This is a genomic window from Streptomyces sp. NPDC049954 (assembly GCF_040656295.1).
In the GTDB taxonomy this organism is placed as follows: Bacteria; Actinomycetota; Actinomycetes; order Streptomycetales; family Streptomycetaceae; genus Streptomyces.
In genome coordinates this window covers 142,121-165,839 of record NZ_JBFALS010000013.1, presented here as the reverse complement: position 1 = coordinate 165,839, position 23,719 = coordinate 142,121, and the positions used below count along the sequence as shown (strand labels likewise).

Sequence of the window (23,719 nt, the reverse complement as noted above, 5' to 3'; positions counted from 1 at the left end):
GTCGCACCACCCGCAACCCGGGTACACCTCGTAACCGGCAGTCAAATGAGGTCTCTACAGCGTTTTATCGACATGCCCCCAGAGGGGCACGTCAAACTCGGATTACTCAACTACCCCCGTACCGAACACACTTCACATGCGGAGGCTGTCCGATCCGGTGCGCCCCGTACAGCCGACACACGGGAGACCCGGGGATCTCCTCGATTGTGCCGCCCGCCGGCCGCTTCCAGCCTCTACCAGGCTGCCCCCGGAACGGCTGAGTAGCCGTACTCAGTTCTGCCCGGGATGGGCGGCACCGGGCGAGCGGCCGCGCACGGCGGCACGCCACGCACGAAGAGGCCCGGATCCCTTTCGGGACCCGGGCCTCTTCGATCAGTAGCGGGGACAGGATTTGAACCTGCGACCTCTGGGTTATGAGCCCAGCGAGCTACCGAGCTGCTCCACCCCGCGCCGTTGTGATCACACAGTATCACGGCGCGGGGTGGGCCTGCTCAGCCGTCGTCGGAGGCCGCGTCCCCGGGCTTGGTGCTCGCCGTGGCGTCCGGCTTGGTACTCGCGCCGGCGTCCGGCTTGGCGCCGCCGGCCTTTCCGTCGCCGCTCTTCTTCTTCGCGGCGTCCTGGGCGTCGGCGGCACGCTGGAGGGCGTCCTGGAGGTCGCTCTGCGCCTTCCCGTACGCCTCCCAGTCGCCGTCCTTCAGGGCGGACTGGCCGTCCTTGAAGGCCTTCCCGGCGTCGTCGAGGGCGCCTTGCAGGCTGCTGTCCCCGGTGGCGGGCGGCGGCTTGGTGGTGTCGTCGCTGTCGCCCGGTGGCGTCTCGTCCTCGGCGCCGAAGACCACGTTGAGCGCCTTGTCCAGCGTCTCCTCGAAGGCCGTCTTCCCGGCGTAGGTGACCAGCACCCGCTTGAGCAGCGGGTACTTGAGGCCGCCACCGCGTACGTAGACCGGTTCCGCGTACAGCAGTTCGCCGTCGAGCGGGACGGTCAGCAGGTTGCCGTACTCGACTTCCGAGTCACCACCACGCAGCAGCCGGATCTTCTCGGCGATGGTCTCGTTGGAGTTGAACTTGCTCTGCACCTGTTTGGGTCCGTCGATGGTCTCGGCGGACGGCATCTTCAGGATGTCGATCTTGCCGTAGTCGGGGGTCCCGGCCTCGGCGTTGACCGCCATGAAGGCGCTCAGGTTGTCACGGCCGTTCGGTGTGAACGTCGTGGTGAGCGAGAAGTCCTGCTCCTTGGAGTCCGGCATCTTCATGCTCAGGTAGTACGGCGGGATCGCGTTGCCCGACTTGTTGGTCGGGTCGTCCGGGACCTGCCACACCTCGCTGCCGCTCAGGAAGGTCTGCGCGGTCTTCACGTGGTAGCGGGTCAGCAGTTCGCGCTGGACCTTGAACAGGTCCTGCGGGTAGCGCAGGTGGGCCATCAGCTCGGGGCTGATCGTCGAGCGCTTCTCGACCGTGTTCGGGAAGGCCTTCATCCAGGTCTTGAGGACCGGGTCCTTCGTGTCCCACTGGTAGAGCTTGACCTCGCCGGTGTACGCGTCAACGGTGGCCTTGACCGAGTTGCGGATGTAGTTGACCTGGTTCTGCTGGGCCACCACCGCCCGCTGGTTGTTGGCCGCGGTGAGCGAGTCGGCCGTCGTGTCCCCGAGCGTGGTGCGCGAGGCGTACGGATAGCCGTTGGTGGTCGTGTAGGCGTCGACGATCCACTGGATGTGGCCGTCCACGACCGCCGGGTAGGAGTCGCCGTCGATCGTCAGCCAGGGCGCTACGGCCTCGACGCGGTCCTTCGGGGTGCGGTTGTACAGGATCCGCGAGCCGTCGCCGATGGCGCCGGAGTAGAGGATCTGGGGCTCGCCGAAGGACACGGCGTAGGCGGCGCGGTTGAGCGGGTTCGAGAGGTTGACGCCGCTCTTGCCCTGGTAGCTCGTCGTCTTCTCGCCGTCGTCGTTGGCGTAGTCGATCTCCTTCTGGGGACCGCCGACGATCGAGTACTGCGTCGTCTTCTCGCCGTAGTAGATGCGCTGGTTGTACTTGCCCAGCTCACCCTGGGAGGGCAGGTCGGACTCGGTGAACACCGGACTGCCGCCGGACGCCGCGTCGTCGCCCTTGGCCGCGACCACCCCGTAGCCGTGGGTGTAGCGGAAGTGGTCGTTGATCCAGTTGTTCTTCGGGATGCCCTTCAGGTCCAGCTCGCGCAGACCGATGACGGTGTCCTGGTCGTTGCCGTCCTTGTCCTTGTAGCGGTCGACGTCCAGGTTGGACGGGAACGCGTAGTAGTTCCTCATCTGCTGGAGCTGCTGGAAGGTCGGCGAGACCACGTTCGGGTCGATGAGCCGGATACTGGCCGCCTCGTTGGCGTCGGCGCGCAGTTTCGCCTTGTCGTCCGTCTCGCTCTTGCCCGGGTACTCCTTGACCTTCGTGTCGTCGATCCCGTACGCCTCGCGGGTCGCCTTGAGGTTCTTCTCGACGTACTTGGCTTCCTTGGCCTGCTCGTTGGGCTGGACCTGGAACTTCTGCACGATGGCCGGGTACAGCCCGCCGATGAGGATCGCGGAGAGCACCATGAGGCCGAAGCCGATGACGGGCAGCTGCCAGGTGCGCCGCCACAGGGTCGCGAAGAAGAGCAGCGCGCAGATGATCGCGATGCAGAAGAGGATCGTTTTGGCCGGCAGGTAGGCGTTGGCGTCGACGTACCGCAGACCGGTCCAGTTCCCGGTGGCCTTGAAGTCGCTGGACTTGACCGCGAGTCCGTAGCGGTCGAGCCAGTAGGCCACCGCCTTGAGCGAGACGAAGACGCCGAGCAGCACCGACAGGTGGCCGGTGGCGGCCTTGGTGGCGCGCGCCCCGGGGCTGGTGATCCGCAGGCCGCCGTACAGGTAGTGCGTGAGCAGGCTCGCGATCACGCTCAGCACGACGGCGGCGAAGCCGAAGCCGAGCAGGAAGCGGTACCAGGGCAGGTCGAAGGCGTAGAAGGACACGTCGAGGTGGAACTGCGGGTCCTTCTGGTGGAAGGGCTGCCCGTTGACCCACATGAGCCAGGTGCGCCACTGTCCGGCCGCGGAGGCGCCCGAGATCAGGCCCACGAGGGCGATGATCCCGAACAGGAGCCACTTCTTGTAGGGCGCGATGCCCATGCGGTACCGGTCGAGGTTCTGTTGCTCCATCGACATGGCGCTCAGCGGCGGGCGCAGACGGTGCGCCAGCCAGATGTTCACGCCGACGGCAGCCGCCATGAGCAGGCCGAAGACGAAGAAGAGCCCGATCTTCGTCCAGAGGGTCTTGGTGAAGACGGAGGAGTAGTCGACCGAGCGGTACCAGAGCCAGTCCGTCCAGAACCCTGAGAACATGACGAAGGCCATGACCAGTACGGCCAGCACGCCCAGTGTCATGAGCAGGGTGCGGACACGCCGGGAGGGACGGCCCACTCTGATCCGTGGCCCCGTCGGGCCTCCGCCGCGGTCCGGCATCTGGAAAGCCAAGGTGCGCACCTCGAAGTTCGGTGTTTTTGATGTGTATGTGCGGGCCCAGCGATCGTAGGGCCCACTCATGCAACTTACTGAAGCTTTACTCAGTTCCCGTCCGGGGCCCTGAACCAGGCAGGATATTGCTCATGTCCCAAGATTCCCCCGCCAGCCCCCCGCCCGCCGCGACCCCGCTCACCCGTGCCGTACTGGAGATCGACGAGTACGTCGGTGGCCTGGGCTGGGATCAGCCCGCCCGGCTCTTCGCCCTCGTGGACACCGGACGTCTACAGGAGGAGGAGCCCTCCCTGGCCCGCCGTCTCGGTCTCGACTCCGAGCAACCGGCCGGTTCCCTCACCCCGATCGAGCAGGAGGAGATCCCTGCCGGGACCCCGCTCGACGAGTTCCTCGCCACGATCGCCTGGCCGGGTTCGGTCGCCGGGTGCGCGCTGACCGTGGAGCGGCTGATGCTGCCCGCGGGCGCCGAGGCGAACGTGCCGGAGGGGCTCGACGAGGCGGCCCTGACCAAGTGGGTCGCCCGGCACCCGGAGCGTCAGGAGGTCCGGATGACGGTCGCGGTACTGCGCGACGGCACCCGGGAGTCGGCGCTGCGGCTGCGTGAGAAGGACTCGGCCGTGGAGGTGCTCACGGGCGCCGGTCTCGTCCCGGGTCTGGCCGAGGCGCTCTCCACGACCTTCGCGGAGTGAGCCCGCGGCCCCGCCCGCCGGCCCGGTGACGGGGCCGCCGGGCGGGGCCGCGCCCGTTCCGTGGCCGGTCGGCAGTCCTCGCCAGGGCGCTCAGCTCTTCGAGCAGCTCGGCAGGGCGTCGTCGTGGCCGGCCTTGATGTCCTTGAGGGCCTTCGTCGCGTCGTCGATCGTGCGGACCTTGACGAGCCGCAGCCCGTCCGGAGTGTCCTTGGCGGCGGTCGCGCAGTTGTCGGCGGGGGTCAGGAAGTAGCGCGCCCCGGCGTCCCGCGCGGCCACCGTCTTCATCCCGATGCCGCCGATCGCGCCGACCTTCCCGGCGTCGTCGATGGTGCCGGTCCCGGCCACGAACTTGCCGCCCGTCATGTCACCGGGGGTCAGTTTGTCGACGATGCCCAGGGCGAACATGAGTCCCGCGCTCGGACCGCCGACGTCGGCGAGCTTGATGTCGATCGAGAACGGGAAGGTGTGGTCGGTGCCCGCCTTGATGCCGACGACGGGCCGCTGCTCGCCGTCCCCCTTGGGCGAGTCGACGGTCTCGACGACCACGTTCCGCGTGTTCATCGGCTCCTTGCCGGCCTTCTCGGCCGCCGCGACCTCCTTCGCCGGGATCACCGCGAACACGACTTTGTCGCCCGTCTTGTGCCGGGTGACGAGCTTGGCGACGTCGTCGGGCGCCTTGACCGCCGTACCGTCCACGGAGCGGATCACGTCACCGGCGTGCAGGACGCCCTCGGCCGGGGTGCCCTTGCCGACGGAGGCGACGACGACGCGCGCGGTGACCGGGATGTCCAGCTCCTTGAGGGCGGCGACCTTCGCGCTCTCCTGCGACTCGCTGAACTCCTCCGCGTTCTCCTGCGTCGACTCCTCCTCCGTCTGGCCCTTCGGATAGAGGTTGTCGTGCGGGAGCACGATCGCGTCCCGGGAGAGCCAGCCGACGACCGCCTGCGGCAGGTTCATCGTGAAGTCGGGGCTCGTGACCCGGACCGTCGTCATGTTGAGGTGCCCGCTCGCCTCGTAGGTCTTGCGGCCCGTGATCTGCAGCACCGGTTCACCGTCGTGCTCGTCGAGGGTGTTCACCGTGGGGCCCGGGGACATCTCGGCGTACGGCACCGTGATGAGAACACCGGCACACAACAACGCGATCAGCATCAGGGTGGAGGCGAGCATCGTCGCGGTGCGGCGTGGCATGGAACGACAGTACGGGACGGGAACGGGGGCGCACCCCCGGGGCCGGTCCGTACGAGGGGCCCGGCCGGGCGCTTCCCCGAGGGTGGTTCAGCGCTCGGCGTTCAGCGCTCGGCGGCGGAGGCGGACTTCTCCATCGCGGCGCGGAACCTGGCGTACCCCGCCAGCTCCGGTCCGTCGCCCGTACGGCGGGTGCGCGCGGCCCAGGAACCCCAGAGCCCCGCGCCGACGGCGGCCGTGAACGGAATCAGCAACCACGCAAGAGCGGCCATGCCGACCTCCGACTCCCCGAGAGCGTCCCGACTGACTGATCAGCAGATTAACGAGCTGCTAGGGCAACGCTCCACGGCGGGGTGCGGTTACGCAACCGGAGCGCCGGTCCCACGGTTGGAGCCGCCGCTTCACCCGGCCACCGCCGCCTGACGGGGCGCCTACGCGCCGACGCCCACCCACTCCTCCGTACCGTCACCGAAGGTCTGGTGTTTCCAGATCGGCACCTCGTGCTTGAGGTCGTCGATGAGACGGCGGCAGGCCGCGAAGGCCTCGGCGCGGTGCGGGCAGGAGACGGCGACGACGACCGCGAGGTCACCGATGGACAGGTCACCCACGCGGTGCACGGCGGCCAGCGCCCGCACCGGGTAGTCCGCCGCGACCTTCTCCGCGACCCGGCGCAGCTCCGTCTCCGCGGTGGGGTGGCACGAGTAGCCGAGCGCACTGACGTCGGCGCCGCCGTCGTGGTCGCGCACCGTCCCGACGAACAGGGCCGTGCCCCCGGCGGCAGCGTCGCCGACGGCCGCGAAGACCTCGTCGACGGACAGCGGGGTCTCCCGGATCGCGAGCAGCCGCACCGGGTCCTGGGACGGCCGCTCGCCCGGGTGCTCAGAGGTGGTTGCCATGCCGCCCATGGTGCCGCACACCGCGCCGGGGCGGGACACGGGACGGCGCTCGGGGCGCCTCGCCGGGGTCTCAGATGCGGCGGCGTGCCTTGCGGGCCCGGCGCACCAGCGCGGCCGTGCCGAGCAGGGCGACGGTGGCGCCCGCCGCTCCGGCGGCCGTGGCGTCCTTGCGGCCGAGCCGGCGACCGGCGACGGTGCGCCGCCCGGCCACCTCCTCCAGCAGCTCCGCGAGGACCTCCTCGTTGGTCCATCGTGGGCGCCAGCCCGCGTCGTGCAGCCTGCTGACGCTGACCACCCAGGGGTTCATCGTGTACGCGAGGTCTCCCGCCGGGGAGGGCGTGAGGCCGATGCGGTGCAGCCGGGCGGCGGCGCCGAGCGCGACGGCGGAGGGCAGCTCCATGCGGCGGATGCCGCTCAGCTCCTCGATCTCCTCCTGCTCCAGCCACCCGTCGCAGCCGACCGCGAGTTCCCCGTCGACCTTTTCGAGTACGGCGTACTCCAGGGCGCTGACCAGGTCCTCCACGTGGCAGAACTGCCAGGCGGGCCGCGAGCCGGCCACGACGAGGAGCCGCGGCGACTCGAAGTAGCGGGTCAGGGCCGTGTCGGTGCCGCCGACCAGGAGGGCGGGGCGCAGCACCGTGACGTTGAGGCCGGGGTGGGCGCGTGGGGCGCGGCGGGCCAGCCGTTCGATCTCCAGGAGGTCGCCGACGCCGGTGGCCTCGGCGGTCGCCTTCAGCTCGGCGTCCTCGGACAGCGGCAGTTCGTTGTCGGGCAGCGCCCCGTAGACCATGGCGGAGGTGCACAGCACGACGCGGTGCACCCCGGCCGCGGCGGCGGAGGTCAGCACCGTCTGGGTCCCCCGCACGTTGTACGCCGTACGGGCGGCCGGATCGGTCTCCAGGTCGAGGTTGAAGGCGAGGTGCACGACGACGTCGGCGCCGCGCAGTTTCTCGGCGATCGCCGGATCGCGGATGTCCAGGGTGTGCCACTGCGCCTGCGGGCAGTCACCGCGCCGTTCGTCCAGTGCGACGACCTGCTTGATCTCCTCGGAGGCCACCAGCCGCTCGACCAGGAGGGCGCCGAGGCCCGAGGCCGCGCCGGTCACGGCGACGACGGGACCGCGCGAGGCGGCGGCGGACGGGTTTCGCGCTGCGCGAACCTGCGGATCTGGGGAACTCACCAGGCGTCTCCAGCGGTTGTCTTCAGTACGTGCGGGAATCACGCGTACGTACCAGGTGGCGTCCATCCTGCCGCAGGCCACGTGTCGGCGGAGCACCGAGCCCCTTTGCGGCTCCGGTGTCTACGCTGGGTGGTGTTGCAGGGCAGCCGCCGCCGGCTTCGTGACCGGCGGCCTTACCAGCCGAGGAAACCCGTGAGTGACACCCCATTCGGATTCGGCCTTCCGCCGGAGGAGCCGGACGACGGCGACGAGGGCAAGAAGAAGGGCACCCCCGGTGGGGGCCAGGGCTCCGGCTCCGGCTTCGGCCAGGGCGGCCCGATGAACCCGTTCGGCATCGGGCCGGGCGGGCCGGGCGGCGCGGGGGGCGACAACCCCTTCGCCGCGATGTTCGGCTCGCTCAACCCGAACGACCTGGGCGCGGCCTTCCAGCAGCTCGGCCAGATGCTCTCGTACGAGGGCGGCCCGGTGAACTGGGACATGGCCAAGCAGATCGCCCGGCAGACGGTCTCCCAGGGCACCGCCGACGGCACGAAGGACGCGAGCGTCGGCCCGGCGGAGCGCTCGGCCGTCGAGGAGGCGGTGCGGCTGGCCGATCTGTGGCTGGACGACGCGACCTCGCTGCCCTCCGGGGCCGGCTCGGCGGTGGCGTGGAGCCGCGCCGAGTGGGTCGAGGCGACCATCCCGGTGTGGAAGGACCTCGTGGACCCGGTCGCCGAGCAGGTCGGCGCGGCCATGGGCGATGTGCTGCCCGAGGAGATGCAGGCCATGGCGGGCCCGCTGCTCGGCATGATGCGTTCCATGGGCGGCGCGATGTTCGGCACCCAGATCGGGCAGGCCGTGGGCACGCTCGCGGGCGAGGTCGTCGGCTCGACCGACATCGGGCTGCCGCTGGGTCCGGCCGGGAAGGCCGCGCTGCTGCCCGTCAACATCGAGGCGTTCGGCAAGGACCTGGGCGTCCCCAAGGACGAGGTCCGTCTGTATCTGGCGCTGCGCGAGGCCGCCCACCAGCGGCTCTTCGCCCATGTGCCGTGGCTGCGCTCGCACCTGTTCGGCGCGGTCGAGGGCTACGCGCGCGGCATCAAGGTGGACACCTCGAAACTGGAGGACGCGGTCGGCCAGCTCGACCCGTCCAACCCCGAGCAGCTTCAGGACGCTCTCCAGCAGGGCATGTTCCAGCCGGAGGACACCCCGCAGCAGAAGGCCGCGCTGGCCCGTCTGGAGACGGCGCTCGCGCTGGTCGAGGGCTGGGTGGACGCGGTCGTGCACACGGCGGCCAAGCCGCGTCTGGGGGCGGCGGACGCGCTGCGCGAGACGCTGCGCCGTCGTCGCGCCTCGGGCGGTCCCGCCGAGCAGACCTTCGCGACCCTGATCGGTCTGGAGCTGCGTCCGCGCCGCCTGCGGGACGCCTCGCGGCTGTGGGCCTCGCTCACCGACGCACGCGGCGTGGACGGCCGGGACGGCCTGTGGGCCCACCCGGACATGCTGCCCACCGCCGAGGACCTGGACGATCCGGACGGCTTCGTCCACCACGAGCAGGCGGACTTCTCCGAGCTGGACAAGATGCTCGGCGAGGCGGCCGGAAGGGCCGACCTGAAGAAGCGGGACGCCGCCGAGGGCTCCGGGGACGCCGCCGAGGACGAGGGCGGTGCCAAGGGCTCCGACCCGGGTGAGGGGAACGGCGAGGGCGGCAAGGGCGGCACGGACAGGGGCGACGAGGGCGCGTGAGTCTGCTCGAAGACGCGGTCGCGGTCCTCAAGGGCTACGACCGCCAGCCCGAGCTGCGCCAGGCGTACCTGGATCACCTCCAGGCGCACCCGGACGGCATGGGGAAGGCGTGCGGCGCCGGTCATGTGACGGCCAGCGCCCTGGTGGTGGACCAGGACGGCGGCCGGGTCCTGCTCACCCTGCACAAGAAGCTGCGGATGTGGCTCCAGATGGGGGGCCACTGCGAGCCGGAGGACCCCACCCTGGCGGCGGCCGCCCTGCGCGAGGCCACGGAGGAGTCGGGGATCGCGGGGCTGAGCCTGCTGCCGGTGGGACCGGTGCGGCTGGACCGGCACTCCATCCCGGGCCCGTGCACCCAGCACTTCGACGTGCAGTACGTGGCGGTGGCGCCGCCGGGCGCGGCCGAGCGGATCAGCGAGGAGTCCCTCGACCTGCGGTGGTTCCCGTACGAGGAGGTCGCCTCGGTGAGCGATGCCTCGGTCGTACGGCTCGTGGAGGCGGCGCGCGCGGCGCTGTGAGGGGCCGGATGCCGTCCGGCCGGACGGCGTCGGGGAGGACATCGGTAAGGGGCGCTCACATGGGTGAGCGCCCCTTACCGTTTCCCGTGCGGCGGTGCGGTCCCACGCGCCGTCGTGGGGTGGCGGTCGGGCCCGGCAGACCGTCGTGACCGGGCCGCCCGCTCCCGCTCACTGCCAGGCGTTGCCCTGGTTCTGGCCGACCCCGTAGTGGCCCGCGAGGCCGGAGGGGCCCGCGCCCTGCGGGGGCAGCAGTTCGCTCGGCTGGACGAGGACCTGTCCCTGGCCGAGGAAGCTGAGTTCCCAGCCCTCCCCCGTGCTGCCCCTGCGCCGCCACACGCCGCCGGCGTGGGTCTGTGCCTGCATCTGGACGCGCAGCCCGGAGGACCAGGCGACGACGGCGTCGGCGTCCACGTTGACGTACGTCTCCCCGGTGACCTGGAGCAGGAGCGGCTGTCCCGAGGTCATGAGGGCGGCCTTGCCCCGGCCGGTGATGTTGAGCTGGTACTTGCCGGAGCCGGAGATGCCGAACTGGCTGTCGACGGCGATCACCTCGGTGTGCAGCGTGGAGTCCAGGGCGAGGACGTAGGCGCTGTCGACGGTGAGGCCCTCGTGGTCGATGTCGACGAGGTGGGTGTACTGGGCGAGGTTCGCGAGGTAGACGGTGCCCTGCCCGGAGCAGCGCATGAGGTCGAGGCCCTCGCCGGTCTGCCTGCGGGCGCGCCGCTGCCCCGGGGAGACGTACTCGCCGTCGAACTCGACGAGGCCCTGGTAGGCGACCATGGCGCCCTTGCGGGCGAGGACGTCCTCGTGGCCCTGGAGGGCCACCCGCAGCAGTTGCGGGTTCTGGACGGTCCAGCGCTCCTGGGTCTGCTGTTCCGTGTACGCGAAAAGCGGGCTCTGCATGATGTGTTTCGCTCCCCCTCAGCCCCGGGCCCTGAGCCGGTCGGTGCTGTCCTCGCTGGGCTGGACGACGACGATTCCCTCTCCGGAGAAGGCCATCTGGTACGCCTCACCGCTGCCGCGGCCGATCATCGCACCGGCCTTGAAGCTGCGTTTCCCCTTGACCTTGAGGTGCGGGGACCAGGCGACGAGGGCGTCGGGGTCGACGTAGGTCTCGTCCTCGCCCCGTCCGCAGTCCACGACGATGGGCGTGCCCCTGGAGGTCAGCGCGACCCAGCCGTCTCCGGCGACCTTGACGTTGAACAGTCCCTGGCCGGCGAACTTGGCGAGGCCCTTGACGCGTTCCACGCCCCACTGGAGGTGGGCGTCGAACGCGAGCAGGTTGGTGCCGTTGACGGAGAGCGCGTCACCGCCGAGGTTGATGACGACGACGTCGGCCCCGTAGTCGGCGAGGTAGAGCAGTCCGTCCCCGGAGCACTTCATGAGGGGCGTGCCCTCCCCGGTGGCCCAGCTGCCGGCCATCTGCCGCAGGGACGGCGGATTGGCCTCGTACTGGACGAATCCCTCGTACGCGACCATGGAGCCCTTGCGGGCGTAGAGGTCCCGGCCGCTCTGCATCGCGATCTTGGCCATGTGGTGGCCGTGGTTCTCCATGCGGGCCGCGACGGGGGTCGCGGCGAAGCCCGCGAGCTGCTGCTGCAACATTCCGCTTCCCCTCAGATCTCGTACGGCTGGACGATGACGAAATTGCCCGGGGCGCCTCTGAACTGGAGGTTCACGGTCTCCCCGCTGTGGCCCGGGTAGGCGTTGCGGCGCAGCCGCACCTGGCTGGAGATGATCACCTGGGAGGCGGCCGACCAGGCGACGACGGCGTTGCAGTCGGCGAAGGTCGTGGGGGTGACGGGCAGGACCACGGGGGTGCCGTGCGTCTTGACGACGACGGTGCCGGTGCCCTGGAACTGCATGGTGAACAGCGAGCCGCCGGGGATGCCGTGCCCGTCGATCCGGCGGACCTCGCGCTGCAAGGACTCGTCGAAGGCGAGGACCGCCTCGGCCGACACGCAGATGGCGTCGCCCTGCAGCTCGATGGGGTGCAGGTGCGCCCCGGCGTCGGCGAGGAACACCTGGCCCTTGCCAGTGCAGCGCATGAGCTGGAGTTCCTGGCCGGTGGCGTTGCCGACGACGCGGCCGGCGAAGCCCGCGCCCTTGTACCCGAAGTCGACCTTGCCCTGGTAGAGCACCATGCTGCCCTGGCGGGCGAGGACGGGTGCGCTCTCGGCGCCGAGGTCGACGCGGACGAGCTGCCCGTTCTGCTGGGTCCAGCGGCGCCCGCCCGGTGCCTCGCGGTACTTCTCGAAGGCCGCGGCGACTCCGGGGGTGCCGCCGCCCTGGGGGATGGCGCCCGGGGCTCCGGCCGGGGGCGCCCCGCCCGCTGCCGGTGCCGCGCCGAAGGGCGGCGGCTGGTAGGCGCCGGGGGGCTGGGCGTAGCCGGGCGGGGCCGAGGGCTCGGCAAGGGTGTGCCCGGGGGCCTGCGGCTGCCCGGGAACGGGCTGGACATGTCCGGGTGGCGGTGGCGGCGGCCCGGGAGCGCCGGGCGGCGCGGTCATCGGCGCCACGACCGTCGGCGCGGCGTGCAGGTCGGGCTGCGGCGGAACCGGCGGCGGCGAGACGGCGGGAGCCGGGACGGCGGGAGCCTGGGGAGCCGGGACGGCGGCGGGCTGCGGGACCGGGGCGGGAGCCTGCGGGGCCGCCGGAGGTTCCGGCGCGGCCGAGGCGGGAGCCGGCGCGGCCGGCGGGGCGAAGGCCGGGGGTGCGAAGCCCGGGGCCGCCGTGGCGGGCGCCGGCTCGGGTGCGGGCGGTTCCTCCTCCGCGACCTCGCCGCCGAAGTTGCGCAGCAGCGCCTCCAGTCCGCCGTCGAAGCCCTGGCCGACGGCGGCGAAGCGCCACACGTCCTTGAGGTAGAAGTCGCCGACCATGACGGCCCGCTCGGTCGTGAACTCCGAGCCGTCGAAGGCGTAGCGGGCGACCTCCTCGCCACCGGCGACGATCCGCAGGTAGCCGGGCCCGATCTGGGACATCTGACCGGCGCCGTCGATCGTCGCGGTGAAGGAGAGCCGCTGGACGTGGGCGGGGACGCGGTCGAGCGTCACCCGGAAGGACTCGGTGTCCCCCGCCTGCGGTCCGAGCAGCTGAAGCGACTCCTCGGGGGACTTCGGCTGGTTGAAGAAGATGAAGTACTGGTCGTCCGACAGCCGTTCCTCGGCGTCGAGGCCGAAGCAGCTGATGTCGAAGCTGAGGCCGGGCCCCGCGATCTGCACTCCCACGTACAGATCCGTCCCGGCGGTGAGGTCACTGATCTTTGCCTTGTGGCCGCGCTGGAATTGCCTGGACATGCCTGCCGACCGCCCCCCATTTCCGTCTACGTGCTGGTCCCTGCGTGCTGCCTGTCCGTCCGGCTGACGGCGACGAGGCCGTGCCGTCACCCGTCGTCCGCCCTCGCGGAGGATCCCGCGGGAAGCAGCCGGGCAGCAGTGTGTCGCGTCAGGCTAACGGTTCACGAGGGGAGGGCCGAGAGCTGGTACAGAGCTGCCGCACAATCGATGCGGGACGAGCACGTGTGACGCCCCGTCACATCGGTGACCTGCGGAGTTCTCGGCCCGCTCCGCCCTCGGGAAGTCCCGCGCCAAAGTCCGGAGAGGACGCGCGCACCAGTCTCCGGGCCGCAGTCCCTGAACCTCGGCGTCTGAACATCAGCCCCCGAACCTCGGTGTCCGAACCTCGGTCTCCGAACCTCAGTCCCCGAAGAGGTCCCGCGGCTCGTCGTGGATGTCCCGGTCCTCGTGATCCTCGTGATCGTCGGCCCCGTCCCCGGCGTCGGCGCCGCCGTCCCCGTCGCCGGTCTGCGCGGGCGACGGCAGGGCGGACACGACGCCCTCCAGGTACCCGCGGGCGCGCTCGGTCCGCGGGTAGACGTCGAGCAGGGCCCAGAAGCGGGGGCCGTGGCCGGGGACCAGCAGGTGGGCCAGTTCGTGCAGGAGCACGTAGTCGACGACGTACTCGGGCATGCCCTGGAGGCGGTGGGAGAGACGGATGCTGCCCTCGGAGGGGGTGCAGGAGCCCCAGCGCGTGTTCTGGTTGGTGACCCAGCGCACGGTCGCGGGCCGCGCCCGGCCGTCGAGGAACTGTTCCGACAGGCGTGCCGCCCGCTCGGTCAGCTCCGCGTCGCCGGGGCGTCTGCGGCTCTCCTGGGCGGCGAGCTTGTCGAGCATCACGTTGACCCAGCGCCGCTCCTCGGCCTCGGACATGCGGGCCGGGATGAGCACGATGGTCCGGTCGCCCTCGCGGTACGCGGAGACCGTGCGCCGTCGGCGGGCGCTGCGGCGCACTTCCACCGGGCCGGTGCGTGCCGGGCTCTGCGAGGGGCTGGGCGCACGGCGCGCGGCGCCGGCCGCGCGGTGCAGGGGGTCGCCGGACATTCCTCGACGTTACCCGCTGTCAGGGGTGGACGTCCCGCCTCCGGACAGCATGCGTGGCGAGCCGCACCACCGTCCGCCGCATTCATACGACAAACGCCCGGGGCTGTGGACAACTTTCCGCACACGAACGGACAGGCGTCGCATGATGGCATCACTCGCTCACGCCGGGTGAGCGGGTGAGGTGAGGGCCGACCATCGGGCGGCGCCGGAGAGCGGGGACGGGATGACGGGACGAGCGAGCACGCGAGGGACGACGGCACGAGCGGGCACTCGGGGGACGACGGCACGAGCGGGCGGCGGTGGCGAGGTGGGGACGGCTGTCGCGGCACCGCTCGGGCATCCCGCGCTGAAACCGGCGCTGCGGCAGGGGTGGCGGGATCTGAACAACACGCAGTTCGGGGTCACGGAGGCCCGGGCCGTGGTCCTCGGTCCGCTGGATCTGGCCACCAGCGCCTTCCTGCGGCTGCTCGACGGGACGCGCGGTCTGCCACTCCTTTACGCGGAGGCGGCGCGGGCGGGGCTGAGCGAGGGATACGTGGACCGGCTGCTGGACGGCCTGGTGCGGGCGGGGCTGCTGGAGGACGCGACAGGCGGCGGGGAGGGCGCCGCCCGCCTGCGGGAGGACTCGGCCCTCATGGAGCGGCTGCGGCCCGACCTCGCGTCTCTCTCGCTGCTCGATCCGCGCCCTTGCGGAGCCCTGGAGAGGCTGGGTGTGCGTGCCCGCGCCCGCGTCCTCGTCCGTGGGGCGGGAAGGGTGGGGGCGTCGGTCGCGGCCCTGCTCTCGGGGGCCGGGGTGGGCCGCGTCGAGGTGATGGACGGGGGCCGGGTCGATCCGGGGGACGTCTCGCCTGGAGGGCTGCCGCCCTCGGCGGTGGGGCAGCGGCGCGCGGAGGCGGCCCGCCGTCTCGTACGGGAGATGGCGCCGGCCCACGGCAGACGCCAGGCGCCGCCGGACGAACCAGCCGGCGGGCGGGTACCACGGCAGAGCGGTGCGGGAGGCGGTGCGGGAGGCGGTACGGATGCCGGTCGCGCTCCGGGGGCGCGGGAGTCCGAGGGGTACTCCCTGGTCGTGCTCGCCCCTCGGGACGGACTGGCCGTGCACGCCCCCGACCCGGCGACAGCTGAGCCGCTCCTCGCCTCCGGCACCCCGCATCTGTACGCCGGGCTGATCGAGTCGAGCGCGGTGGTGGGGCCGTTGGTCCTGCCGGGGGCGACCGGGTGTGCCCGGTGTCTGGACCTGGGGCGCGCGGACCGGGACCCGGCCTGGCCCCGGCTGCTGGCCCAGTGGCGCTCGGGGCGGGCGCACCGGGCCGAGGCGGCGGACCTCGCGCTGGCCGCCGCGGCGGCGGGGCTCGCGGCGGCGCACGCGCTGACCTTTCTGGACGGCGGACTTCCGGCGAGCACCGGAGCACGCTGGGAGGCGGCGCTGCCGGGCGGGGACTGGCGCTCCCGTTCCCTCTCCCCGCATCCGCTGTGCGGGTGCGGGGCGGCTCACGAAACCCGCGCGGGCCGCGCGGGCCGGGCGGACGAGGCGGCCCGGGAGGATCGGGCGGAACAGGCGGCCCCTGAGGGCCAGGCGGCTCAGGCCAGTCATACGGGCGCGGGCGGGTGAACGCCTCGGGGACCGCGCACCGGGTGAGGGGAGGAGCCGACGGGGTCGCGGACGCGAGGGGACACAATGGCCGGGTAGGCGCCGTTCGCGGCGCGGCCTGCTGGGACATGGAGGGCTTATGTCTGATCTTCCCCGTAAGGCGGTGACCAGGACCGCCAAGCTGGCCACACTGCCGCTCGGTTTCGCCGGTCGCGCCACCTGGGGCCTGGGGCGGCGGATCGGGGGCGTCTCCGCGGACCTGGTCGGCCGTGAACTGCAGCAGCGCACCGCCGATCAGCTCTTCAAGGTGCTGGGCGAGCTGAAGGGCGGGGCCATGAAGTTCGGGCAGGCTCTGTCCGTCTTCGAGTCGGCCCTGCCGGAGGAGGTCGCGGGCCCCTACCGGGCGGCGCTCACCAAGCTCCAGGAGGCCGCTCCCCCGATGCCGACGAGCACGGTGCACGCGGTGCTCGCCGAACGGCTCGGGGAGGACTGGCGCGAGCTGTTCCAGGAGTTCGACGAGCGGCCGGCGGCGGCGGCCTCGATCGGCCAGGTGCACCGCGCGGTGTGGCGGGACGGCCGGGCGGTCGCGGTGAAGGTCCAGTACCCGGGGGCGGGCCGGGCCCTGCTGTCGGACCTGAACCAGCTGGCCGTCTTCGCGAAGCTCCTGGGGCCGGTGGTACCGGGCATCGACGTCAAGCCGCTGATCGCGGAGTTGCGTGCGCGGGTCGCCGAGGAACTGGACTACGAGCTGGAGGCGGACTCCCAGCGCGCCCACGCCGCGGAGTTCGCGGACGACCCCGACGTGGTCGTGCCGGACGTGGTGCACCAGTGCGAACAGGTGCTGGTGACGGAGTGGCTGGAGGGCGTGCCGCTGTCGGAGGTGATCGCTTCGGGGACGGCGGAACAACGGGACCGGGCCGGGCAGTTGCTCGCGCACTTCCTGTTCTGCGGACCGGCCCGTACCGGGCTGCTGCACGCCGATCCACACCCGGGGAACTTCCGCCTGGTCCCCGACGGAGAGGGCGGCTGGCGGCTGGGCGTCCTGGACTTCGGGACGGTGGACCGGCTGCCGGGCGGGCTGCCGGACATCATCGGCCGTTCGCTGCGGCTGAGTCTGGAGGGCCGGGCGGAGCAGGTCCACGAGTCACTGCGCACCGAGGGCTTCATCAAGGAGTCCGTGGAACTGGACGCGCAGGCCGTCCTCGACTTCCTCCTGCCGATCATCGAACCGGCCGGGGCCGAGGAGTTCGCCTTCACCCGTGGCTGGCTGCGGGGCCAGGCGGCCCGGATCGCGGACCCGAGGTCGCCCGCGCACCACCTCGGCCGGCAGCTGAACCTGCCCCCGTCCTACCTTCTGATCCACCGCGTGACGCTGAGCACGATAGGTGTGCTGTGCCAGTTGGACGCCCATGTCCGGCTGCGCGAGGAGCTGGAGAACTGGCTCCCCGGCTTCGCGAGCGACGGTGAACTCCCGGGCTTCGTATGGGAGGAGGAGCCGGCCACCTGAGCGGGCGCTGCGGCCCGCCCGGCCACGTACTTCCTGCTTCCCCCCCCTTTCACCGGCACCGCTGATCGCGTCTTCCCCGTCTCACCGGCACCGTCGCCGAGGGTGTGGCTCTCGCCCCGGGCCCGTCACCCGTCGGGCCGCTCCCGTCCGGCCACGGCCCGCCGAGGCACTACCCTGCTCCGCATGCCAGAGGACAGCACCCTTTCGCTGCGGGACGACGCCCCGCAGGAGTCCCGGCGGGAGCTCCTGAGCCGGACGTTCGACGAGGACGCGGAGTTGTACGACCGGGCCAGGCCCGGATATCCGCCGAAGCTGTACGAGGACCTCGCGGAACTCGCGGGCGCCTCCTGCGGCAGCCGCGTGCTGGAGGTGGGCTGCGGAACCGGACAGGCGACGGTGCCGCTGGCCGGGCGGGGGTGCCGGATCACGGCCGTCGAGGCGGGCGTGCACATGGCCGCGGTCGCCCGCCGCAAGCTCGCCGAGGCCGGGGCCGCGGACGTGGAGGTGGTGACGGCGCGGTTCGAGAGCTGGCCGCTGCCTCCGGACCCCTTCGACGCGGTCGTCTCGGCGACGGCCTTCCACTGGATCGACCCGTCGGTGCGGGTGGCGAGAGCCGCCGACGCACTGCGTCCCGGTGGCGCGCTCGCCGTGGTGCGTACCCAGCATGTGCGGGGCGGCACCGAGGAGTTCTTCGTCGAGGTGCAGCGCTGCTACGAACGCTTCGACCCGCTGACGCGACCCGGGCAGCGCCCGCCCGAGGCCGCCGCTGTCGACGGCTCGGACCACGCGCGGGAGGTGGCGCGCAGTGGCCGGTTCGGTCCGACGGCCTTCCGCCGCTACGAGCGGGACCTCACCTACACCAGCGCGGAGTACGTGGAGCTGTTGCGGACCTACTCCAATCACCGCGCCCTGCCGGAGGCCGCCAGGAACGGGCTGCTGGGGTGCGTCGCGGATCTGATCGGGCGGCGGTACGGCGGCCGGGTGACCAAGCGGTACCTGATCGAGCTGGCCGTGTCGCACCGGCGCTGAACCTCGCCCTCGTCGCCCGCACAGCCGATGTCCGCCCCGCCCGTCTCCGTCTCACCCCCCCCTGCCCGCTCCACCGCTGAACGCCGGGAGGGGGTGCCCCACCGTCACGGTGGGGCACCCCCTCACAGATTGGCGCGGACCGGCACGAGAAGGCCCGGGGCCGGGGTGCCGGGGCCGCCGGCATTCCGGGGCCTCCGGCCTCCAGCTTCCGGCTTCCGGCCTTCCGCAGCGTTCTGAGCACCTGAAGGTTCAGGGCGTCCGCTCGCTGATTACTGCATGACGGCCAGCGCGAGGGCGCGGCGGGCCCTCATCGAGGCTCGTTCGGCCCGGCGTTGAAGGCGCCGGGCGGCGAGGAGGCGGGCGGCCGGACGGGCCGCTTCCGCCTCTCGCAGGCGTTCGTGCATATGCGCACGCGCCATGGCTTCTGGGATGAGTTGCATCTCTCGGGTCCTGTTCTGGGGTCCGGCGGTCTCACCGGTACGAGTGGCTTCTGCAAAGGCGATGCCCATGGGCTCCGCTGCGGTGGACTTCATCGGGTCCTGCTTCTGGGGGTTGTGCGTGCGAGGTCGATCGATGGTTCCGGTGATGTTCATGCCACGACCGGGTTCTTGCGCGGGCGGCCACGCGGCCGCTTGCGGGCGACGACCACGCCCTGGACGAAGAGCTCCCCACCCCAGACGCCCCACGGCTCGCGGCGCTCCTTGGCGCCGGCGAGGCAGGCCTCCACGAGCGGGCAGGTACGGCAGAGCGACTTGGCGTACTCGACGTCGGCCGGGGACTCCGCGAAGAAGACCTCGGGGTCGTAAGCGCGGCAGGGCACCGGGGTGCCGAGGTTCTCGATGGCCTCGTCGAGAGCGGTGAGCGGGGTGAGCGGGCTGAGCGCGGTCAAGGCGGAATCCTCCGTGGAGCCGGGCGGCTGACTGGCGGGTGAGGGCGGTACGGACGGGACGTGCGTTTCGGTGTGCACGGTTGCTGGTTCCTCGTCTGTCAGTCCGGCTGGTGGCCGGTGGTGGCTGGTACCGGTGTTGCCTGGCTCGTGGCTCCTTCGCGCTCTGCCTCAGAATGCCGAGGCAAAACAAAAGGGCCGCGGTACCCGAGTGGGGTTCCGCGGCCCTGAAGGAGCCTGTCTGACTGCCGGTCAGACTGGATCGCTCCAGGGTTCGAGCCCACGGAAGGCCCACATCGTGTGGTGCTGGTGCTGCTTCGTCCGGTCTTCAGCACCGGCTGCGGCGAAGGAATAGGCCGAGACCTGTGCCGTCGCTACTGCTGCCGCCGGTGCCTGGGTCGGTCGCTCATTACGCTCGATCACGGGGAGGGAGCCCACGAAGGAGACTCCGGCCATGCGTGCGACAGAGACGCCGGACAGTCCGGTGCCCAGGACGGAGACGCTGAGAGAACGAGAGGCGACGACCGAGAGATCGGTCTTTTTGGTGGAGTTCAGAATGCTGATCACTTCAATCGCCTCCCTTCGGCGTCTCGGGGGACCGGCACGGGGCCTGTCCTGCGGTTTACGACTGTTCGAGCACAGCACGGTTCGGGGGCTTCGGAGAAGCCGTCCGTTCCCGTGCCTAAGAACCTATGGGGCTTGCCCGGGCATGCGCAAACTATTTTTCCGACGAGTTTCGCTCAGTCCTCGTCCTGGGCCGTCGCACGGTCCTCACCTGCGCAGATGGCGAGGACATCGGGGCCGTAGGTGCGAAATTTCCGCGCCCCGACTCCGGGGATGCGCGCGAGGTCCGTCTCGCTCTCCGGGACGGCCTCGGCGATGGCGACGAGGGTCTTGTCCGTGAAGACGCAGAAGTCGGGCTGTCCGAGCTGCTGGGCCCGGGTCTCCCGCCAGTCGCGCAGCCTGCGGTAGACGCCCTCGTCCATGTCCGAGGGGCAGGTCTCGCACCGCATCAGCTTCATCTCGCCGGCCTCGGTGAGGGTGCGTCCGCAGACCCGGCAGCGGGCGGGGGCCCGTCGGCGCGGGGCCGTCCGGAAACCGTCCTGCCCGGCGTCCTCGCCCGCCTTCGCGTCGGGTCGCCCGCCGGTGGAGCCGGGGACTCCGGCGGAGGAACCGAGGGGGGTGCCCGTCGCACCCGAGCGCAGTGTCTCGATGAAGCGGCTGGGGCGGCGGCCTCCCCAGCCGCCGGGGGTGCGGGAGAGCGCCCAGGACAGGGAGAGGTGGACGCGGGCGCGGGTGATGCCGACGTAGAGCAGGCGGCGTTCCTCCTCGATCTGCTCGTCGGTCTTCGCGTAGGTGATGGGCAGCATGCCCTCGTTGAGGCCGACCAGGAACACGGCGTCCCATTCGAGTCCCTTGGCGGCGTGCAGCGAGGCGAGGGTGACGCCCTCGACGGTGGGGGCGTGCTGGGCGGCGGCCCGTTCGTCGAGTTCGGCGACGAGGTCGCCGAGGGCGGCGGCGGGCCGGGCGGCGCTCAGGTCCTCGGCGAGGCGGACGAGGGCGGCGAGGGACTCCCAGCGGTCGCGGACCGCTCCGGAACCGGCGGGCGGGACGGGCGACCAGTTCCGGCTGGAGAGGACGGCGCGGACCTGGGAGGGCAGGCCCGCCGTGTCGTCGTGGCGACTGTCGTTGCCGCCGAAGCGGGCGGCGGCGCGCAGGCCCGTGAGTGCTTCACGGACCTCGGCGCGTTCGAAGAAGCGCTCCGCTCCGCGCAGCTGGTAGGGGATCTGGGCGTCGGCGAGGGCCTGTTCGTAGAGGCTGGACTGGCCGTTGGTGCGGAAGAGCACGGCGATCTGTCCGGCCGGGACCCCGGAGGCGACGAGTTCCCTGATGCGGCGGGCGGTGCCCTCGGCCTCGGCGGGTTCGTCGGCGTACTCGGTGCTGAGGGGGCGGGGGCCCTTGGGGCGCTGGGCGACCAGTTCGAGCCGGTGCTCGGCGGCGCGGCCCTTGGCGTGGGCGAGCAGGTTGTTGGCGAGGTGCACGACCTGCGGGGTCGAGCGGTAGTCGCGGACGAGTTTGACGACCTTGGCCTCGGGGTGGCGCACCCGGAAGTTCAGCAGGTGGTCGGGGGTGGCGCCGGTGAAGGAGTAGATCGTCTGGCTGGCGTCGCCGACGACGCACAGGTCGTCGCGCTCACCGAGCCACAGGTCGAGCAGGCGCTGCTGGAGCGGGCTGACGTCCTGGTACTCGTCGACCACGAAGTGCTGGTACTGGGAGCGGACCTGGACGGCGACCTCGGGGTGGTCCTGGAGGATGCCGACGGTCAGCAGCAGGACGTCCTCGAAGTCGATGAGGACGCGCTCGCGCTTGAACTCCTCGTAGCGGCGGTAGATCCGGTCGATCTCGGCCGGGTCACGGGGCGGGCGGCGGTCGGCCTTGGCGGCGGCGGCCGCGTAGTCGGCGGGGACGGTGCGGGTGACCTTGGCCCATTCGATCTCGCCGGTGACGTCGCGCAGCTCGCTGCGGTCGAGACGGATTCCGCAGTGGGCGGCGGCCTCGGCGACGAGCTGGACCTTGCGTTCGACGAGCCGGGGCAGGTCCCCGCCGACGGCGCGCGGCCAGAAGAACTGGAGCTGGCGCAGCGCGGCCGAGTGGAAGGTGCGGGCCTGGACGCCCTGGGCGCCGAGCTGGCGCAGCCGGCCGCGCATCTCCCCGGCGGCGCGGTTGGTGAAGGTGACGGCGAGCACCGTGCTGGGCTTGAACCGGCCCGTGCGGACTCCGTAGGCGATGCGGTGGGTCAGCGCCCTGGTCTTGCCGGTGCCGGCCCCCGCGAGGACGCACACCGGGCCGGACAGGGCCGTCGCCACCTCGCGCTGCTCGGGGTCGAGCCCTTCGAGCACGGCGTCGGCGGTTTCGGGAACCTGGGGAACCTGCGGGGTGGGGGTGAAGAGGGATGCCTGCGGTGCTGCTGTCACTCCGCCATGGTCTCAGGTCGGCCCCCGGAGGCGACGTCCTTGTCCACAGGCCACCCTCCGCAGTCGTACGACCTGACTGAGTGCCCGGCCCCACCCCCGGGAATGGCCGGGGCGTGGCTTACGTTCACTGTGTGCGTCGACCTCATGGGAGGCCGCACCCCGAGGGGCGAAGGAGTACGAGAGACATGCCGGGCACCGTGACGATGTACAGCACCACCTGGTGCGGCTACTGCCGCCGGCTGAAGGGCCAGCTGGACCGCGAGGGGATCGCGTACAGCGAGATCAACATCGAGAACGACCCCGCGTCGGCCGAGTTCGTGGAGAAGGTGAACGACGGCAACCAGGTCGTTCCCACCGTGCTCGTGCAGGCCGAGTCGGGCACCGAGTCGGTCATGACCAACCCCTCGCTGGCCCAGGTCAAGCAGGCGCTCGGCGCCTGACGAGGGCCCCGGGCCGTCCGCGGGACGGCGCCGCGTCCCGCGACGGCCGTGTCCGGGAACACCGAAGCCCCCCGCCGGAAAGCGTGTCCGGCGGGGGGCTTCGTGCGTCCAGGTGCCACGGGTGGCCACAGGTGCCATCAGGTGCCACAGGTCTCACGGGTCCGACAGGCGCACCGCACCGCGCCGGCCCGGCCGGGCGGGCGGGGGCGGCCGCCTCAGCCCCGGTTGAGCGGCTTCGGCAGCGGCTTCCCGTACCAGAGTTCGACCAGGCGGGCGGCGATCGAGACGCCGAAGGGCGGCAGGACCTCGCCCGCCTCCATCGCGGAGCGCAGGTCCTCCCGGGAGAACCAGCGGGCCTCCTCGATCTCCTCGCCGTCCACGGTGATCTCCGGGGAGGTCGCGTGGGCCATGAAGCCGAGCATGAGGCTGGAGGGGAAGGGCCAGGGCTGGCTCGCGACGTACTCGACGGGGCCCACGGTCACTCCGGCCTCCTCGAACACCTCGCGGCGCACCGCGGCCTCGATGGTCTCGCCGGGTTCGACGAAACCGGCGAGGGTCGAGAAGCGGCCCTCGGGCCAGTGCACCTGGCGGCCGAGCAGGGCGCGGTCCTCCTCGTCGGTGACGAGCATGATCACCGCCGGATCGGTGCGCGGGTAGTGCTCGGCCCCGCAGGCGGGGCAGCGGCGGATGTGCCCGGCGGCGGCGATGACGGTGCGTTCGCCGCAGCGGGAGCAGAAGCGGTGCAGTCGCTGCCAGTTCTCCAGGGCGACGGCGTGCACCATGAGCCCGGCCTCGCGGTCGGACAGCAGCATCCCGGCCTCGCGCAGTCCGGCCGCGCGGGCGGACTGGTCGATGCGGCCGGGCAGGCTGTCCTTCTGGAGCGCGAAGTAGCAGACCCCGTCCTCGTCGGTGCCCAGGAAGTAGCGGTGCGCCTCGGTCATGGGCGCCTCGAAGCTCGGCGTCATGACGATCTCGGTGCGGCCGTCCTCCGTCTCGTCCAGGAGCACCTGGCCGCCCGACACGACGAAGACCCGGGTGCTGGGGTGGCTCCAGGCCGCGGCCAGCCACGCCTCGTCGAGACGGTGGTGGGCGGCGCGGTCGATGCCGCTGGGCGCGGTGAGGGAGATGGGCCGGGCGGTGGTGTCAGTGGTGTCGGTGGTGCGGTCGTTCCGGGTGGTCACAGGTACTTCCAACTCCCCCAAAGTGCGATGGCGCGATGGTCACGGGTCGGGCGGCGGGCGGTGGG

Annotated in this window: 21 protein-coding genes and 1 tRNA gene; 7 read left to right on the top strand and 15 right to left on the bottom strand. The window is 71.9% G+C overall.

From position 1 onward, the window contains the following. Window positions 1–376 precede the first annotated feature (376 nt). Window positions 377–450, bottom strand: a tRNA-Met gene (locus tag AB0J21_RS26835). 41 nt (window positions 451–491) lie between these two features. Beyond that, entirely contained in the window at window positions 492–3,464 is a 2,973-nt protein-coding gene (locus AB0J21_RS26830) for a UPF0182 family protein (protein WP_363148709.1), read from the bottom strand. Window positions 3,465–3,607: 143 nt separating this feature from the next. On the opposite strand from AB0J21_RS26830, the gene AB0J21_RS26825 reads away from it, so the two are divergent. Beyond that, window positions 3,608–4,165 carry a PPA1309 family protein gene (locus tag AB0J21_RS26825; RefSeq protein WP_363148680.1) on the top strand — a complete coding sequence of 186 codons (558 nt, stop codon included), beginning with the start codon at window positions 3,608–3,610 and terminating at the stop codon, window positions 4,163–4,165. A 90-nt stretch (window positions 4,166–4,255) separates the two neighbouring features. Here the strand turns inward: AB0J21_RS26825 and AB0J21_RS26820 are convergent, their stop codons facing one another. The 4 genes from AB0J21_RS26820 to AB0J21_RS26805 all read right to left on the bottom strand — a co-directional run bounded on the left by AB0J21_RS26820 (window position 4,256) and on the right by AB0J21_RS26805 (window position 7,426). Then, window positions 4,256–5,353 (bottom strand): PDZ domain-containing protein, encoded by a 1,098-nt coding sequence (locus tag AB0J21_RS26820; protein ID WP_363148679.1) that lies wholly within the window; start codon window positions 5,351–5,353, stop codon window positions 4,256–4,258. 101 nt (window positions 5,354–5,454) lie between these two features. Then, window positions 5,455–5,622 carry a hypothetical protein gene (locus tag AB0J21_RS26815; protein WP_363148678.1) on the bottom strand — a complete coding sequence of 56 codons (168 nt, stop codon included), beginning with the start codon at window positions 5,620–5,622 and terminating at the stop codon, window positions 5,455–5,457. Between the two features lie 159 nt (window positions 5,623–5,781). Continuing rightward, window positions 5,782–6,246, bottom strand: coding sequence for a molybdenum cofactor biosynthesis protein MoaE (locus AB0J21_RS26810; protein WP_363148677.1), 465 nt, complete (start codon window positions 6,244–6,246; stop codon window positions 5,782–5,784). Window positions 6,247–6,316: 70 nt separating this feature from the next. After that, window positions 6,317–7,426: an SDR family oxidoreductase gene (locus AB0J21_RS26805; protein WP_363148676.1), complete on the bottom strand. Its 1,110-nt coding sequence runs from the start codon at window positions 7,424–7,426 to the stop codon at window positions 6,317–6,319. A 192-nt stretch (window positions 7,427–7,618) separates the two neighbouring features. Here AB0J21_RS26805 and AB0J21_RS26800 point away from each other — a divergent pair, with 192 nt between their 5' ends. Next, window positions 7,619–9,151 carry a zinc-dependent metalloprotease gene (locus tag AB0J21_RS26800; protein ID WP_363148675.1) on the top strand — a complete coding sequence of 511 codons (1,533 nt, stop codon included), beginning with the start codon at window positions 7,619–7,621 and terminating at the stop codon, window positions 9,149–9,151. Then, window positions 9,148–9,669 carry an NUDIX hydrolase gene (locus AB0J21_RS26795; RefSeq protein WP_363148674.1) on the top strand — a complete coding sequence of 174 codons (522 nt, stop codon included), beginning with the start codon at window positions 9,148–9,150 and terminating at the stop codon, window positions 9,667–9,669. The genes AB0J21_RS26800 and AB0J21_RS26795 overlap by 4 nt, the downstream gene beginning before the upstream one ends. A 168-nt stretch (window positions 9,670–9,837) precedes the next feature. Here the strand turns inward: AB0J21_RS26795 and AB0J21_RS26790 are convergent, their stop codons facing one another. The 4 genes from AB0J21_RS26790 to AB0J21_RS26775 form a co-directional block, all read right to left on the bottom strand. Continuing rightward, complete coding sequence (locus tag AB0J21_RS26790) at window positions 9,838–10,572, bottom strand: AIM24 family protein (protein WP_363148673.1); 735 nt, start codon at window positions 10,570–10,572, stop codon at window positions 9,838–9,840. Between the two features lie 18 nt (window positions 10,573–10,590). After that, a complete protein-coding gene (locus AB0J21_RS26785) occupies window positions 10,591–11,271 on the bottom strand; it encodes an AIM24 family protein (protein ID WP_363148708.1) in 681 nt (226 codons plus the stop codon). Between the two features lie 14 nt (window positions 11,272–11,285). Then, complete coding sequence (locus AB0J21_RS26780; RefSeq protein WP_363148672.1) at window positions 11,286–12,962, bottom strand: TerD family protein; 1,677 nt, start codon at window positions 12,960–12,962, stop codon at window positions 11,286–11,288. A 399-nt stretch (window positions 12,963–13,361) separates the two neighbouring features. Continuing rightward, the gene (locus AB0J21_RS26775) at window positions 13,362–14,045 is read right to left on the bottom strand and encodes a M48 family metallopeptidase (protein ID WP_363148671.1); all 684 of its coding nucleotides are present in this window, start codon (window positions 14,043–14,045) and stop codon (window positions 13,362–13,364) included. A gap of 307 nt (window positions 14,046–14,352) precedes the next feature. Here AB0J21_RS26775 and AB0J21_RS26770 point away from each other — a divergent pair, with 307 nt between their 5' ends. The 3 genes from AB0J21_RS26770 (at window position 14,353) to AB0J21_RS26760 (ending at window position 18,172) form a co-directional block, all read left to right on the top strand. Continuing rightward, window positions 14,353–15,657: a TOMM precursor leader peptide-binding protein gene (locus AB0J21_RS26770; protein WP_363148670.1), complete on the top strand. Its 1,305-nt coding sequence runs from the start codon at window positions 14,353–14,355 to the stop codon at window positions 15,655–15,657. Window positions 15,658–15,775: 118 nt separating this feature from the next. Further along, complete coding sequence (locus tag AB0J21_RS26765; protein WP_363148669.1) at window positions 15,776–17,143, top strand: AarF/ABC1/UbiB kinase family protein; 1,368 nt, start codon at window positions 15,776–15,778, stop codon at window positions 17,141–17,143. A 183-nt stretch (window positions 17,144–17,326) separates the two neighbouring features. Beyond that, window positions 17,327–18,172: a class I SAM-dependent methyltransferase gene (locus AB0J21_RS26760; RefSeq protein ID WP_363148668.1), complete on the top strand. Its 846-nt coding sequence runs from the start codon at window positions 17,327–17,329 to the stop codon at window positions 18,170–18,172. A gap of 269 nt (window positions 18,173–18,441) precedes the next feature. Here AB0J21_RS26760 and AB0J21_RS26755 read toward each other — a convergent pair whose 3' ends face one another. The 4 genes from AB0J21_RS26755 to AB0J21_RS26740 form a co-directional block, all read right to left on the bottom strand. Then, window positions 18,442–18,765, bottom strand: a complete 324-nt coding sequence (locus AB0J21_RS26755; protein WP_363148667.1) for a hypothetical protein — start codon at window positions 18,763–18,765, stop codon at window positions 18,442–18,444. After that, window positions 18,762–19,139, bottom strand: a complete 378-nt coding sequence (locus AB0J21_RS26750) for a WhiB family transcriptional regulator (protein WP_363148666.1) — start codon at window positions 19,137–19,139, stop codon at window positions 18,762–18,764. The genes AB0J21_RS26755 and AB0J21_RS26750 overlap by 4 nt, the downstream gene beginning before the upstream one ends. Before the next feature lie 171 nt (window positions 19,140–19,310). Continuing rightward, window positions 19,311–19,625: a hypothetical protein gene (locus AB0J21_RS26745; protein WP_363148665.1), complete on the bottom strand. Its 315-nt coding sequence runs from the start codon at window positions 19,623–19,625 to the stop codon at window positions 19,311–19,313. A gap of 173 nt (window positions 19,626–19,798) precedes the next feature. Next, window positions 19,799–22,033: an ATP-dependent DNA helicase UvrD2 gene (locus tag AB0J21_RS26740; RefSeq protein WP_363148664.1), complete on the bottom strand. Its 2,235-nt coding sequence runs from the start codon at window positions 22,031–22,033 to the stop codon at window positions 19,799–19,801. A gap of 185 nt (window positions 22,034–22,218) precedes the next feature. On the opposite strand from AB0J21_RS26740, the gene AB0J21_RS26735 reads away from it, so the two are divergent. After that, window positions 22,219–22,473 carry a mycoredoxin gene (locus AB0J21_RS26735; RefSeq protein WP_363148663.1) on the top strand — a complete coding sequence of 85 codons (255 nt, stop codon included), beginning with the start codon at window positions 22,219–22,221 and terminating at the stop codon, window positions 22,471–22,473. A gap of 215 nt (window positions 22,474–22,688) precedes the next feature. On the opposite strand, the gene nudC is transcribed toward AB0J21_RS26735, so the two are convergent. Further along, window positions 22,689–23,666 carry an NAD(+) diphosphatase gene (gene nudC, locus AB0J21_RS26730; protein WP_363148662.1) on the bottom strand — a complete coding sequence of 326 codons (978 nt, stop codon included), beginning with the start codon at window positions 23,664–23,666 and terminating at the stop codon, window positions 22,689–22,691. Window positions 23,667–23,719 lie beyond the last annotated feature (53 nt).

Coding starts and splice junctions, on each gene's coding strand:
- AB0J21_RS26815 (WP_363148678.1), bottom strand. CDS start 5,622: ATGGCCGCTCTTGCGTGGTTGCTGATTCCGTTCACGGCCGCCGTCGGC.
- AB0J21_RS26755 (WP_363148667.1), bottom strand. CDS start 18,765: ATGAACATCACCGGAACCATCGATCGACCTCGCACGCACAACCCCCAG.
- AB0J21_RS26775 (WP_363148671.1), bottom strand. CDS start 14,045: ATGTCCGGCGACCCCCTGCACCGCGCGGCCGGCGCCGCGCGCCGTGCG.
- AB0J21_RS26820 (WP_363148679.1), bottom strand. CDS start 5,353: ATGCCACGCCGCACCGCGACGATGCTCGCCTCCACCCTGATGCTGATC.
- AB0J21_RS26780 (WP_363148672.1), bottom strand. CDS start 12,962: ATGTCCAGGCAATTCCAGCGCGGCCACAAGGCAAAGATCAGTGACCTC.
- AB0J21_RS26830 (WP_363148709.1), bottom strand. CDS start 3,464: ATGCCGGACCGCGGCGGAGGCCCGACGGGGCCACGGATCAGAGTGGGC.
- AB0J21_RS26790 (WP_363148673.1), bottom strand. CDS start 10,572: ATGCAGAGCCCGCTTTTCGCGTACACGGAACAGCAGACCCAGGAGCGC.
- AB0J21_RS26735 (WP_363148663.1), top strand. CDS start 22,219: ATGCCGGGCACCGTGACGATGTACAGCACCACCTGGTGCGGCTACTGC.
- AB0J21_RS26765 (WP_363148669.1), top strand. CDS start 15,776: ATGTCTGATCTTCCCCGTAAGGCGGTGACCAGGACCGCCAAGCTGGCC.
- AB0J21_RS26825 (WP_363148680.1), top strand. CDS start 3,608: ATGTCCCAAGATTCCCCCGCCAGCCCCCCGCCCGCCGCGACCCCGCTC.
- AB0J21_RS26760 (WP_363148668.1), top strand. CDS start 17,327: ATGCCAGAGGACAGCACCCTTTCGCTGCGGGACGACGCCCCGCAGGAG.
- AB0J21_RS26810 (WP_363148677.1), bottom strand. CDS start 6,246: ATGGCAACCACCTCTGAGCACCCGGGCGAGCGGCCGTCCCAGGACCCG.